Below are 12897 nucleotides of genomic sequence, written 5' to 3'. Positions count from 1 at the left end.
GGAAGCGTCGGGCGATGAGCCTCAGTAGCTCTTGTAGCCTAGGAACTTGCCCGACATGGCGATCTTCACCCGGTCGCCCTTCTGGTCGGGCTGGCGCTCCATGGTCATGTCGAAGTCGATGGCGCTCATGATGCCGTCGCCGAATTCTTCCTGGATCAGTTCCTTCCAGGTCGTGCCGTAGACCTGCACCAGCTCGTAGAAGCGGTAGATCAGCGGGTCGGTCGGCGGGATCTGGGGCAGCGAGCCGCGGTAAGGGACCTCCTGCAGCAGCAGGACTTCTTCCTTGCCCAGCCCGAACAGCTTGCCGGCCTTGGTCGCCTGCTCCTTGGTCATCTTCATCTGGCCCATGCAGGCCGCGGTCACGATGATCTTCGAGGCGCCGCCGATCTTCTTGGCGATCTCTTCCCAGCTGAGCTCCTTCATGCGCTTGGCCGTCAGGATCTTCTCGGTGACTTCAGCCCGCTTCATTGCCGTCTCCCGGTTGTTAAAGGCACGATCTCGGCCGGCGGATTGACCGCCGACAATTTCATGGACATGAGGCCAGGTTTCACCAGCTTCAGCCGCCGCGGATCGTAGCCCTGCCCGGCGATCTCCTGGTCGAACGCCTTCGAGCGATTGACCAGGAACTCCACGAGGTGATTGCGGATGGCGTAGTACTGCGGATGGCGATGCAGGTCGTTCCGGTGCCGCTCGTTCTTCGGCATGGTGTTGACCACGATCTCGGCGATCCTGGCGCCGGGGCCGTTGGTCATCAGCACGATCTTGTCGGCGAGCAGGATCGCCTCGTCGACATCGTGGGTGATCATGAACACGGTCTGCTGCGTGTCGGCGCAGATGCGCAGCACCTCGTCCTGCAGCATGCCGCGCGTCAGCGCGTCGAGCGCGCTGAACGGCTCGTCCATCAAGAGCATCTTGGGCTGGATCGACAGAGCGCGGGCGATGCCGACCCGCTGCTTCATGCCGCCGGAAAGCTGCGCCGGCTTCTTGTTCTCCGCGCCCTTGAGCCCCACCAACTCGATGAAGCGGCGCGCATGCTCCTGCACCTTGGCGCGATCCCAGCTCGGCCAACGCGAGGAGACGGCGAAGGCGATGTTGCCCATCACCGTCATCCACGGCAGCAGCGCATGGCCCTGGAAGATCACGGCGCGGTCGAGGCTCGGCCCGTCGATCTCGCGATTGTCGACGATGACGGCGCCTTCGCTCGGACTGTCGAGCCCGGCCAGTACGTTCAGGATCGTGGTCTTGCCGCAGCCGGAATGGCCGATCAGGCAGCAGAACTCGCCCTTGTCGACGCCGAACCAGATGTCCTCGAATACGGCCGGCTGGCCCTCGCCGAAGCGGCGCCCGAGCCCTTCGACGCTGATCAGGGGACGGTTTTCCATGCCCCTACTCCGGATAGGTGACGAGCCTGGCGAGATAGGCCAGGCCCTGGTCGAGGAGGAGACCGACCAGGCCGATCAGCAGGATCGCGGTCACGATGTTGGCGATCGAGAGGTTGTTCCACTCGTTCCACACGAAGTAGCCGATGCCCGTGCCGCCCACGAGCATCTCGGCCGCCACGATCACCAGCCAGGCGATGCCGACGGAGATGCGCATGCCGGTCATGATGGTCGGCGCGGCGGCCGGCAGGATCACCTTGAAGGCGGTGCGGAACGAGCCGACCTCGAGGGTGCGCGCCACGTTCAGCCATTCCTTGCGCACGCTGCCGACGCCGAAGGCGGTGTTGATCAGCATCGGCCAGACCGAGCAGATGAAGATCACGAAGATCGAGGAAATGGCGCTGTCCTTGATCGTGTAGAGCGCGAGCGGCATCCAGGCGAGCGGCGAGACCGGCTTCAGGATCTGGATGAAGGGATCGAGCGCGCGATAGACCAAAGGCGACATGCCGATCAGGAAGCCGAGCGGAATGGCGAACAGTGCCGCCAGTCCGAAGCCCAGCAGCACGCGGCCCAGCGAATAAGCGAGCTGGATGCCGATGCCCTTGTCGTTGCTGCCGCGCACGTAGAAGGGATCAGAGAGATGCTTCCAGATCGTGGCGCCGATATCGGCCGGCGTCGGCATCGCCGACTTCTGCCCCGTCGCCGCCGCGGCGCCCACCAGCTTGGCATATTCGGGATCCATTGCCGGGCCGCTGGCCGCCGTCGGCATGGTGGCGACCTGCCAGATGGCGACGATGGCCAGGAAGATCAGCACCGACAGCAGGCCTGCCCACAGCCCGAGCGAGGTTTTCATCGCCGGGGGCGCGCCACTCCAGTGGCGCGATCTTCTTTGACCACCAAGCATGACGCGCGACTGGAGTCGCGCGCCCCCGGCACCTGATACCGCTTCATCATCTCAGGTCCGCTTGATGGCGAAGCTGTTGACGTACTCGTCGGGCTTGGCCGGATCGAAGGGCTTGCCCATGACCACGATCGTCTTCTTCGACGGATCGGGCGGGGTGAGGCCCATCTCCTTCATCATGTTGGCGGTGTCGGTGGCGAGATAGACCTCGGACGCGACCTTGGCGTAGTCGACGTCGGCCTTGAGCTGCCCCCAGCGCTTCATCTGGGTCATGATCCAGATGGCGAACTGGTTCCACGGGAACGGATCGAAGTCGATGCGCTCCGGATCCTTCTTCACGCCGCCCAGCCCGTCGGCATAGGTGCCGGTCAGGATCTGCTCCAGCACCGTCTCGGGCTGGTTCAGGTAGTTGGCCGGCGCGATCGCCTTGGCGATCTCCTTGCGGTTCTCCTGCTTGTGGGCATAGGCCGTCGCGTCGATGATCGACTTCAAGAGCGCGCGATAGGAGTTCGGGTTCTGGATCGCGAATTCCTTGCTCACCGTGAAAGCGCAGCAAGGATGGCCGTTCCACAGTTCCTTGGTCAGCAGGTGGATGAAGCCGATGCCGTCGAACACGGCGCGCTGGTTGAACGGATCGGGACCGAGATAGCCGTCGATATTGTCGGCGCGCAGGTTGGCGACCATCTCCGGCGGCGGCACCGAGCGGATCGAGATGTCCTTGTCGGGATCGAGCCCCGCTTCCGCCACGTAGTATCGCAGCAGGTAGTTGTGCATCGAGTAGTCGAACGGCACGGCGAAGCGGAAGCCCTTCCAGTCCTTCGGATTGCGCTTGTCCTTGTGCTTGTTGGCCAAGGTGATGGCCTGGCCGTTGATGTTCTCGATCGCCGGCATCGTCCACGGCACCGGGTTCGAGCCGACACCCAGCGAGATGGCAATCGGCATCGGCGAGAGCATGTGCGAGGCGTCGTATTCCTTGGCCAGCGACTTGTCGCGGATCACCGCCCAGCCGGCCGTCTTCACGACTTCGACGTTCAGGCCCTGCTTGGAATAGAAGCCCATCGGATGGGCCATGATGATCGGCGTGGCGCAGGTGATCGGGATGAAGCCGACCTTGAGGTCCTTCTTCTCCGGCGCTCCTCCCCCCGGCCCTCCCTGCGCGAAGGCCTCGCGGGCGGCGCCGAGCGGCAGGACGGAGGAGATGGCGGCCATTGCCGTGGCGGCGCCGACCGTCTTCAGGAACTGGCGGCGCTGGGCATCGACCGGGAACACGGCGCGCAGGACGGCCGCGTCGACGACCCGGTTCCAGCGATCTTCTTCCCCGGTCGGCACCGCAGTCGCCGTCAGGCGGGGATGGTCGGCCTGGGCATGGTTGCCGCCGCAGCTACAGCCCCCGCGGCCGAGCAGGGCCTTGGGGTCGAACGGGTCCTTGAACATCGAGAGCCTCCTCCACGTCTTGGTGCTGACGTGCTTGGAGGCTCGGGAAGCAAGGCCTGCGCCAATCGCTCAGACCGTGCGGAAATGCAGGTTTATCTGCCGGTCGATCCGATATTTGCGCAATTTTTCAGCAATTTTCTCCGATTCGTCCTGCGGAAACGCCGGACTCGAATCTTAACGTTGGGGATTAAATTCATGGAATCCCTGACTCTTTCCCCGTTTTACACGGCCATTTGTTATTGCGCCGCGGGGTATCCTTTGGCAGGCTACAGCTAGTGGGTTGTTGGGTACTCACCACGATATGTCGACCACCGCCTCAAGAATGGTTCCACGGGAACCGCACGGCGGAAATGGTTGGGGAGCGGGTCGATGGCGTTATCGCGGCATGAGCGGACCAGACGGAAAGCCGACCTGAACCCGCTCGAAATGATCGAGAAAGTGGTTTCCGCCAACGACTGGCCGTTCGACCGGACGTCGGACCGGGAGATCGCCGTCGAGGTCGCCGGCCGCTGGTGCGACTACCGCATGTTCTTCAGCTGGCGCGACGACGTCGAAGCGCTGCACTTCACCTGCGCCTACGACGTCCGCATCCCGGTCGAGCGTCACACCGACATCCATAGCCTGCTGGCCATGATCAACGAGAAGATGTGGCTGGGTCACTTCGATCTCTGGACCGAGGAAGGCCTGCCGATGTTCCGCCACGCCATCCCGCTGCGCGGGACCAATGGCCTGATGGCAGAGCAACTGAACGATCTCGTCGAGGTGGCGATCACCGAGAGCGAGCGCTTCTACCCCGCCTTTCAGTACGTCGTGTGGGCCGGCAAGAGCCCCGCCGACGCGTTGACCGCCTCGATCCTGGAGACGGTCGGCGAAGCCTGAGCCGACAAAGGACCTTCCGACGCCCCCTCTCGCTAAAAACAACAACATGTTCGGAGTGTCCCAGCGGCGCCGATCCCCCCGGATCGGCGCCGTGACGTTTTAGGGAAACGATTCCCCCGCTATAAGGGGCGCCTTCATGAGCACCGTTCCCGCGCTTCTCCTGGCGATCCCCTATCCGGAGATCGACCCCGTCCTGGTCCAGCTGGGGCCCTTCGCCATCCGCTGGTATGCGCTGGCCTATATCGCGGGCCTGGTGATCGGCTGGCAGGTCATGCGCCGCGTCTGCGACCAGCCGCCCAAGGTGCTGTCGCCGCTCAAGATCGACGACTTCCTGCTATGGGCCGCGCTCGGCGTCATCCTGGGCGGGCGGATAGGCTACGTGCTGTTCTACAAGCCGGGTTTCTACATCGAGCATCCGCTGTCGGCGCTCACTTTGTGGGAAGGCGGCATGTCCTTCCATGGCGGGCTGCTGGGCGTGATCGCCGCGATCCTGCTCTTCGCGATGCGCAACAAGGCCGATCCCTTCATGCTGTCGGACCTGGTGGCCATCGTGGCGCCGCTCGGCCTCTTCTTCGGCCGCCTCGCCAACTTCATCAACGGCGAACTGTGGGGCAGGGTCAGCGACGTGCCCTGGGCGATGGTCTTTCCGCGCGGCGGCCCGCTGCCGCGCCATCCCAGCCAGCTCTACCAGGCCTTCTTCGAGGGCGTGCTGCTGACCCTCGTCGTGCTCGCGGTGTGGAAGCTCACCGAGGGACGCCGCCGCCCCGGCCTGCTGACCGGCGTGTTCTGTGCGGGCTACGGCCTCGCGCGCATCGTGGGCGAGCTCTTCCGCGAACCCGACGCGCATCTCGGCTACCTCTGGGGACCGATCACCATGGGCATGCTGCTGTCGCTGCCGGTGCTGCTGTTCGGCATCTGGGTGATCCTGCGGGCCTATCGGAAGCCCGCGTTGCCGTGACCGGGCTTGCGTGACAGGGCCCTCATGAACGAGTTGGGCGGGCTGATCGCGCGCCGCATCGCGCTCACCGGCCCGATCTCGCTGGCCGACTTCATGGCCGAGGCGCTGGGCCATCCGCGGCTCGGCTACTACCGCCGCGCCGTGCCCGTGGGCGCCGCCGGCGACTTCACCACCGCGCCCGAAATCTCCCAGATGTTCGGCGAGCTGATTGGCGCCTGGCTGGCCGAGCGCTGGCTGGCGATGGGCCGGCCGTCCCCCGTGCGGCTGGTCGAACTCGGTCCCGGCCGCGGCACGCTGATGGCCGACGCGCTGCGTGCGACGCGCGGCGTGCCGGGCTTCCATGCCGCACTCGACCTGCATCTGGTCGACACCAACGCCCCGATGCGCGAGGCCCAGCGCGCGGCGCTGCAGGCCTATCGCCCGACATGGCACGAACGCTTCGAAGAAGTGCCCGAGGGACCGCTGCTGCTGGTCGCCAACGAATTCTTCGATGCGTTGCCGGTGCGCCAGTTCCATCGCACGCCCCAGGGCTGGCGCGAGCGCATGGTCGGTCTCGACGAGCAGGGCGCGCTGCGGCTGGCTCTCGCACCGGGCAACACGCCCTTCGCCCCGCTTCTGCCCGACGCCGAGGAAGGCGCCGAGGCCGAACTCAGCGAAGCAGGCCGCGCGCTCGCTGCCGCCATCGGCGGGCGCATCGGCCGTGACGGCGGCTGGGCGCTCATCGTCGACTACGGGCTGGAGAGCGCCGGCCGCGCCTCCTCGCTGCAGGCGGTGCGCGGTCATCAGGGTGCGAGCATCCTCGACCGTCCCGGCGAGACCGACCTCAGTGCCCATGTCGATTTCTCGGCTCTTGCCGCCGCCGCCGGCGTTGCCGCCTACGGGCCCGTGGGGCAGGGCGCGTTCCTGCGCCGGCTCGGCCTGCTCGAGCGTGCGCAGGTACTGAAGCGCAATGCAAAAGTGGCGCAGGCCAATGCCATCGATGCGGCATCCGCCCGCTTGATCGCGCCCGACCAAATGGGCACCCTCTTTCGCGTGCTGGCCCTCGGCGACGGTAAGAACGCCCCGCCCGCCGGCTTTACGGACACCCCCTCGGACGACACATGATCCAGGCAAAGACGCTCGCCGCCCTCGACGGGGTCCAACACCGCTTCTTCACCCGCCGGGGCGGGGTGAGCACGGGTCTCTTTTCGTCGCTCAACTGCGGCTATGGCTCGGCCGATGCGCCGGAGAACGTGCGCGAGAACCGTCGCCGCGCAGCCGGGCAGTTCGGCCTCGATGAACCCGACCTGCAGACCGTGCACCAGATCCATTCGGCCGACGTGCTGACGGTCGCGGCGGAACGCTGGACGTCACCGGGCGCGCCCAAGGCTGACGGTCTCGTGACCGACCGGCCGGGCGTTGCCCTGGGCGTGATGGCGGCCGATTGCGCGCCGGTCCTGCTGGCCGACGGCGAGGCCTCGGTGATCGGTGCCGCGCATGCCGGCTGGAAGGGCGCGCTGGGCGGTGTCGTCGACGCCACCATCGCGGCGATGGAGAAGCTCGGCGCAAGGCGCGAGCGCATCCAGGTCGCGGTCGGCCCCTGCATCGGGCCGGCCTCCTACGAGGTCGGGCCGGAGTTTCCCGCGCCGTTCCTGGCGCAGGACGAGGCGAACGAAGTCTTCTTCCGGACCGCCGCGCGCGCCGGCCATTTCATGTTCGACCTGCCGGGCTATCTGGTGCACCGCATCGCGCGCAACGGCGTCAACGTGAGCGCCACCGGCCACGACACGCTGAGCGGCACCGACGATTTCTTCAGCTATCGCCGCAACACGCTCCAGGGCGTGCGCGACTATGGGCGCGGCCTGTCGGCGATCGCCCTCGCGGCCTGACGTGCCCTATTTCTACTTCCTGATGATCTGCTGCCTGCTCGGGGTCGTCGCGACATGCGCCATGTTGTGATGCTGCTCTGCCTGCTCGCCCTCGCGGCGTGCGGCGGAACGCCGAGGCCCTTTGAGCACGATTCCTCGCAGATCTCCTACGGCCGCCAGATCCGCGACAAGGTCGAGGTCGCGATCAGCCCGCCGCGCAACATGCCGCCGGAGATGGGCGAGCGCGTCGCCGCCTCCCTCGCCATGGAACTCCAGTCCTACGGCATCGTCGCCGCCACGGCGCCGGCCGAAGCGCCGATCCAGGTCGATGGCGTGATGAGCACGCGCGACGCCGGCATGTCGATCGAGGTCCAGGTCGACTGGCGCATCCGCGGCAAGCCGCGCACCGACGAGCCCGCCACCGTCAAGACCCGCGCGCCGCCCGAGGATTATGCCGAGCAGGCCGAGCGCCTGGTCTCGCGCATTGCGCAACAGGCCGCGCCTCGCGTCGCCACCCTGATCGGCAAGCCGCCCAACTTCATCCCGAAAGCGCCGGGCCAGGTCGCGGCCGGCGTCACCATTCCTTACGAATTCCCGCCCGATCCCGTGGCCTCGCCGCCGGCGCCAACCGACGGGCCGCCCACGAAGACGACGGTGCCGACGCCGGCCGCCGCCAAGCCCGCCGAACCGCAGGTCAAGGTGCTGGTGGCGCAGGTCACCGGCGCGCCGTCCGACGGCAATCGGCAACTGACCTCCGGCATGCGGCGTGCGCTGGGATCGAGCAAGCTCGTGATCGTCGACCAGGCAGAGGAAGGCGCCTTCGCCGTCGTCGGCACCGTCAACATGACGCCCATCGACGACCGCATGGCCAAGCTCGTCGTCAAATGGATCGTCAAGGATCCGGCCGGCAAGAATGTCGGCGATATCGAACAGTCCAACCCGGTGCCGCTCGCCGCGGCGAAGGGCTCGTGGGCGGGATTCGGCGACATCGTCGCCTCCGCCGCGTCGGAAGGCGTGCTCCAGCTTCTCGAACAGGCGATCAACAAGCCGCGCTGACGTCTGCGCAGTGCGTGAATCGGCTTGTCAGAGGGGGGCTTTCGGCTGCTACTGTCCCGAGGGTCGGCTCGATTCTTGCAAGACTTCACAACGCAGGAAAGAAGCTCGATACAGGGAGCATAAGAAGCATGTTGTCATTGAAGAAATCGGCATTGGCGATCATCGCCGCGGCGAGCATGGGCGGACTGATGACCGCTGCCCCCGCCGAAGCGCAGACGCTCAAGGTCGTGATGCATTCGGACGTGAAGATTCTCGATCCGATCTGGACCACGGCCTACATCCAGCGCAACCACGGCTACATGGTGTGGGACACGCTCTTCGCGATGGACGAAAAGTTCGACGTGAAGCCGCAGATGGTCGACAAGTACGACGTGTCGGCCGACAAGCTCACCTGGACCTTCACCTTGCGCGACGGTCTCGAGTGGCACGATGGCAAGCCCGTCACCGCCGAGGACTGCATCGCCTCGATCAAGCGCTGGGCGGCCAAGGATTCCATGGGCCAGAAGATGATGGCCTCGGTCGCCGACCTCAAGCCGGTCGACGCCAAGACCTTCACGATGACGATGAAGGAGCCCTACGGCCTCGTGCTGCAGTCGCTGGGCAAGCCGTCGTCCAACGTGCCCTTCATGATGCCCAAGCGCGTTGCGGAGACCGATCCCAACACGCAGATCAAGCTGGAAGACGTGATCGGCTCCGGCCCGTTCATCTTCAAGGCCGATGAATGGAAGCCCGGCGAGAAGACGGTCTACGTCAAGAACACCAAGTACAAGCCGCGCGCCGAGCCGCCCTCGGGCCTGTCCGGCGGCAAGGTCGTCAAGGTCGACCGCGTCGAATGGCTCTGGATCTCCGACATCCAGACGCAGGTCGCGGCGCTGCAGAACGGCGAGATCGACATGCTCGAATCGCCGGGTCATGACCTGCTGCCGCTGCTGGCGAAGGACAAGAACATCAAGCTCTTGAACTTCAACCCGACCGGCAACCAGTATTCCTTCCGCTTCAACTCGATTGCCAAGCCGTTCGACAATCCCAAGATCCGCCACGCCGTCTTCGTGGCCTTCGCCCAGGAGGACTTCCTCAAGGCCACGATCGGCGATCCGCAGTGGTACAAGGTCTGCAAGGCGCCGTTCGTGTGCGGCACGCCGCTCGCCACCGACGCCGGCATGGCCGACGTGCTGAACGGCAACGCCGCCAAGGCCAAGCAGCTCCTCACCGAGGCCGGCTATGACGGCACGCCGATCGTGCTGATGCAGTCGACCGACCTGCAGGTCCTGACCAACCTCGCGCCGGTCGCCAAGGCGCAGATGGAACGGGCCGGCTTCAAGGTCGACATGGTCTCGATGGACTGGCAGACGCTGGTCGCCCGCCGCGTCAAGAAGGACCCGCCGCAGCAGGGTGGCTGGCACGCCTTCCTCACCTCGTGGGTGGCCGCCGACATCCTCAATCCGGTGATGGCCGGCTACTTCAACGCTTCCTGCGACAAGGCGATGTTCGGCTGGCCGTGCGACGCCGAGATCGAGAAGCTGCGCGACCAGTTCTCGAAGGAGACCGATCCGGCCAAGCAGCTGCAGATCGTCGAGGCCCTGCAGAAGCGCTGGGTCGACTATCCGACCCACATCAACGTCGGCCAGTGGTATGCGCCGCTGGCGCGCCGCAACAACATCGACGGCAACCTGACGGCCCCGGCGCCGGTGTTCTGGAACGTGACCAAGAAGTAGCCCGATCCGCGCGCGGGGCTTCGGTCCCGCGCGCCCATCGACGAAGGCGGGCGGGGGGTCCGCCTTTCTCGATGGGGAAGAAACACCCGGAGGGAGCGTTATGAAAAAAGTAATGAAGCGTACGCTTGCGGCCATGGTGGCCGGTGCGATTTTATCGAGTGCGGGGCCGGTGCTGGCCCAGGGGAAAGTCGTCAAGTTCGTCCAGAACGGCAACCTGACCATCCTCGATCCGATCTGGACGACGGCCTACGTCACGCGCAACCACGGCTACTTCATCTACGACACGCTCTTCGCCTCCGACGAGAACAACGCCGTCAAGCCGCAGATGGTCGACAAGTACGACGTCTCCGCCGACAAGACGGTCTGGACCTTCACCCTGCGCGACGGCCTCGAATGGCATGACGGCAAGCCGGTGACGTCCGAGGACTGCATCGCCTCGATCAAGCGCTGGGGTGCGCGCGACGCGATGGGCCAGAAGCTCATGGACTTCGTGAAGGAATTCAAGGAAGTCGATCCCAAGACCTTCCAGATGGTGCTGAAGGAGCCGTACGGCCTGGTCCTCGACTCGCTCGGCAAACCGTCGTCGCAGGTTCCGTTCATGATGCCGAAGCGGATCGCCGATACCGATCCCTTCAAGCAGATCGACAGCCAGATCGGCTCCGGCCCGTTCATCTACATGAACGCCGAGTCCAAGCCCGGCGAGAAGCACGTCTACAACAAGAATCTCAAGTACAAGCCGCGCGCCGAGCCGGCCTCGGGCCTGGCCGGCGGCAAGGTCGTCAAGGTCGACCGGGTCGAGATCATCGAGATGCCCGATCCGCAGCAGCAGGTGAACGCCATCGCCGCGGGCGAGATCGACGTCATCGAGCAGCCGCCGCACGACCTGATCCCGATCCTCAAGAAGGAAAAGAGCGTCACGCTCTATAACTGGAACCCGCTCGGCCACCAGTTCATCTACCGCATGAACTGGCTGCAGCCGCCGTTCAATAATCCGAAGATCCGCGAGGCCGCGCTGCTGACCATCCGCCAGGAAGATTACCTCAAGGCGACCGTCGGCGAGCCCGAGTTCTACAAGGTCTGCACCGCCGCCTTCATCTGCGGCACGCCCAACGCCGTCGATGCGCCGGGTGACCTGCTGGTGAAGCCGAACTTCGAGAAGTCGAAGGCGCTGCTCAAGGAAGCGGGCTACGACGGCACGCCGATCGTGCTGCTGCAGTCGACGACCCTGCCGGTGCTCACCAACGTCGCCCCTGTGACAAAGGCGCTGCTCGAACAAGGCGGTTTCAAGGTCGACATGCAGTCGATGGACTGGCAGACCGTCGTCACGCGTCGAACCAACAAGGGTCCCGTGAGTCAGGGCGGCTGGAACATCTTCCATACCTTCTCGGTGGCGGCCGACATCCTGAACCCGATCTCGACCTCCTACATGGTCGCGAACGGCGACAAGGCGTGGTTCGGCTGGCCGACCGATCCGGAAATGGAGAAGTTGCGCGACGACTACGCCAAGGAAACCGACCCGGTGAAGAACAAGGCGCTCGCCGCCGCCGTTCAGGCCCGGGCCTTGCAAACGGCGCAGTATGGCTGGATCGGTCAGTGGTACGGACCGGGCGCCATGCGCTCCAACATCTCGGGCTGGCTGAAAGCGCCGGTGCCGGTGATGTGGAACATCGAAAAGAAATAACAGCGGGGCCATCTGGCCTAGCTGTGATCCCGAGCGGAGCAGCCAGCCTCGCTCGGGGTGACACGTAGAGGGAAAATGCTCGACTTTATTGCCCGTCGTCTCATAGCCATCATCCCCGTCCTGGCGGTGGTGGCTGTCTTCGTCTTCCTCATGCTGCGATTGACGCCGGGCGATCCCGCGGCGGTCATTGCCGGCGACAACGCCACCTCGGACCAGATCGCCGACATCCGCAACAAGCTCGGCCTCGACGAGCCGATCTGGACGCAGTTCGCCATCTGGATCGGCAATGTGCTGCAGGGCAATTTCGGCGAGAGCTTCTTCTTCAAGAAGACCGTCGCGGAGCTGATCGCCCAGCGCGTCGAGCCGACGCTCGCCCTCGCGATCTGCACGCTGCTCTTCGCCGTCACCGTCTCGGTGCCGATCGGCGTGATGGCGGCCTACCGCCAGGGCTCGCTGCTCGACCGTGCGGTGATGGGCTTCTCGGTGCTGGGCTTCTCCGTGCCCGGCTTCGTCATCGGCTACTGTTTGATTTACGTCTTCGCCATCGAGCTCGGCTGGCTGCCGGTGCAGGGCTACGTCCGCATCGGCGTCAATTTCTGGCAGTTCCTCGAACGCATGGTCCTGCCGTCGCTCACCCTCTCGGTCGGCTTCATCGCCCTGATCTCGCGCATCACCCGCGCCTCGGTGCTCGAAGTGCTGAACGAGGATTACATCCGCACCGCCCGCGCCAAGGGCCTGTCCAACCGCGTGGTGCTGATGCGCCATGCGCTGCGCAATGCCGCCGTGCCGATCCTCACCGTGATCGGCCTCGGCATCGCCATCCTGATCGGCGGCGCCGTGGTGACGGAGAGCGTGTTCGGCCTGCCCGGTCTCGGCCGTCTCACGGTCGAGGCGGTGCTGAGCCGCGACTTCCCGACCATCCAGACCGTCATTCTTCTCTTCTCCGTCGTCTATGTCGTGATCAACCTGCTCATCGACATCAGCTACACCCTGTTCGACCCGAGGATCCGGTATTGAGCGCGATCACCCCAGAAGCCGTCGATTCCG

General features: G+C 65.4%; 12 protein-coding genes. 8 read left to right on the top strand and 4 right to left on the bottom strand.

All coding sequences use genetic code 11. The features are described from left to right. Positions 1-21: 21 nt before the first annotated feature. The 4 genes from cynS to AC1ROX_RS02380 form a co-directional block, all read right to left on the bottom strand. Entirely contained in the window at positions 22-468 is a 447-nt protein-coding gene (gene cynS / locus AC1ROX_RS02395; protein ID WP_216957095.1) for a cyanase, read from the bottom strand. Next, positions 465-1382 carry an ABC transporter ATP-binding protein gene (locus AC1ROX_RS02390; RefSeq protein ID WP_493122003.1) on the bottom strand — a complete coding sequence of 306 codons (918 nt, stop codon included), beginning with the start codon at positions 1380-1382 and terminating at the stop codon, positions 465-467. The genes cynS and AC1ROX_RS02390 overlap by 4 nt, the downstream gene beginning before the upstream one ends. Before the next feature lie 4 nt (positions 1383-1386). Next, positions 1387-2232 carry a nitrate ABC transporter permease gene (gene ntrB / locus AC1ROX_RS02385; protein WP_493122001.1) on the bottom strand — a complete coding sequence of 282 codons (846 nt, stop codon included), beginning with the start codon at positions 2230-2232 and terminating at the stop codon, positions 1387-1389. Between the two features lie 102 nt (positions 2233-2334). Continuing rightward, positions 2335-3714 (bottom strand): ABC transporter substrate-binding protein, encoded by a 1380-nt coding sequence (locus tag AC1ROX_RS02380; RefSeq protein ID WP_493121999.1) that lies wholly within the window; start codon positions 3712-3714, stop codon positions 2335-2337. Positions 3715-4083: 369 nt separating this feature from the next. Between AC1ROX_RS02380 and AC1ROX_RS02375 the strand changes: the two genes are divergently transcribed. The 8 genes from AC1ROX_RS02375 (at position 4084) to AC1ROX_RS02340 (ending at position 12867) form a co-directional block, all read left to right on the top strand. Then, positions 4084-4593: a type III secretion system chaperone family protein gene (locus AC1ROX_RS02375; protein ID WP_493121997.1), complete on the top strand. Its 510-nt coding sequence runs from the start codon at positions 4084-4086 to the stop codon at positions 4591-4593. Positions 4594-4729: 136 nt separating this feature from the next. Next, positions 4730-5551, top strand: a complete 822-nt coding sequence (gene lgt, locus AC1ROX_RS02370; RefSeq protein WP_493121995.1) for a prolipoprotein diacylglyceryl transferase — start codon at positions 4730-4732, stop codon at positions 5549-5551. 24 nt (positions 5552-5575) lie between these two features. Beyond that, positions 5576-6655 (top strand): class I SAM-dependent methyltransferase, encoded by a 1080-nt coding sequence (locus tag AC1ROX_RS02365; RefSeq protein WP_493121993.1) that lies wholly within the window; start codon positions 5576-5578, stop codon positions 6653-6655. Continuing rightward, the gene (pgeF, locus tag AC1ROX_RS02360; RefSeq protein ID WP_493121992.1) at positions 6652-7419 is read left to right on the top strand and encodes a peptidoglycan editing factor PgeF; all 768 of its coding nucleotides are present in this window, start codon (positions 6652-6654) and stop codon (positions 7417-7419) included. Before AC1ROX_RS02365 ends, pgeF begins: the two co-directional genes overlap by 4 nt. Positions 7420-7473: 54 nt before the next feature. Continuing rightward, positions 7474-8454, top strand: coding sequence for a hypothetical protein (locus AC1ROX_RS02355; protein ID WP_493121990.1), 981 nt, complete (start codon positions 7474-7476; stop codon positions 8452-8454). A 128-nt stretch (positions 8455-8582) separates the two neighbouring features. Then, positions 8583-10169 carry an ABC transporter substrate-binding protein gene (locus AC1ROX_RS02350; protein ID WP_493121988.1) on the top strand — a complete coding sequence of 529 codons (1587 nt, stop codon included), beginning with the start codon at positions 8583-8585 and terminating at the stop codon, positions 10167-10169. A 112-nt stretch (positions 10170-10281) separates the two neighbouring features. After that, positions 10282-11850 carry an ABC transporter substrate-binding protein gene (locus AC1ROX_RS02345; protein ID WP_493121986.1) on the top strand — a complete coding sequence of 523 codons (1569 nt, stop codon included), beginning with the start codon at positions 10282-10284 and terminating at the stop codon, positions 11848-11850. 75 nt (positions 11851-11925) lie between these two features. Beyond that, complete coding sequence (locus AC1ROX_RS02340) at positions 11926-12867, top strand: ABC transporter permease (protein ID WP_493121984.1); 942 nt, start codon at positions 11926-11928, stop codon at positions 12865-12867. The last annotated feature ends 30 nt before the right edge of the window (positions 12868-12897 follow it).

The organism is Reyranella sp. GW821-FHT14A01, assembly GCF_058803965.1.
The sequence above is the reverse complement of the archived record's forward strand: the minus strand, read 5'-3'. Positions and strand labels throughout refer to the sequence as shown.

Excerpts from the sequence above, each read along its gene's own strand:
- cynS (WP_216957095.1), bottom strand. The coding sequence starts at position 468 with ATGAAGCGGGCTGAAGTCACCGAGAAGATCCTGACGGCCAAGCGCATG.
- AC1ROX_RS02390 (WP_493122003.1), bottom strand. The coding sequence starts at position 1,382 with ATGGAAAACCGTCCCCTGATCAGCGTCGAAGGGCTCGGGCGCCGCTTC.
- ntrB (WP_493122001.1), bottom strand. The coding sequence starts at position 2,232 with ATGAAAACCTCGCTCGGGCTGTGGGCAGGCCTGCTGTCGGTGCTGATC.
- AC1ROX_RS02380 (WP_493121999.1), bottom strand. The coding sequence starts at position 3,714 with ATGTTCAAGGACCCGTTCGACCCCAAGGCCCTGCTCGGCCGCGGGGGC.
- AC1ROX_RS02375 (WP_493121997.1), top strand. The coding sequence starts at position 4,084 with ATGGCGTTATCGCGGCATGAGCGGACCAGACGGAAAGCCGACCTGAAC.
- lgt (WP_493121995.1), top strand. The coding sequence starts at position 4,730 with ATGAGCACCGTTCCCGCGCTTCTCCTGGCGATCCCCTATCCGGAGATC.
- AC1ROX_RS02365 (WP_493121993.1), top strand. The coding sequence starts at position 5,576 with ATGAACGAGTTGGGCGGGCTGATCGCGCGCCGCATCGCGCTCACCGGC.
- pgeF (WP_493121992.1), top strand. The coding sequence starts at position 6,652 with ATGATCCAGGCAAAGACGCTCGCCGCCCTCGACGGGGTCCAACACCGC.
- AC1ROX_RS02355 (WP_493121990.1), top strand. The coding sequence starts at position 7,474 with ATGCGCCATGTTGTGATGCTGCTCTGCCTGCTCGCCCTCGCGGCGTGC.
- AC1ROX_RS02350 (WP_493121988.1), top strand. The coding sequence starts at position 8,583 with ATGTTGTCATTGAAGAAATCGGCATTGGCGATCATCGCCGCGGCGAGC.
- AC1ROX_RS02345 (WP_493121986.1), top strand. The coding sequence starts at position 10,282 with ATGAAGCGTACGCTTGCGGCCATGGTGGCCGGTGCGATTTTATCGAGT.
- AC1ROX_RS02340 (WP_493121984.1), top strand. The coding sequence starts at position 11,926 with ATGCTCGACTTTATTGCCCGTCGTCTCATAGCCATCATCCCCGTCCTG.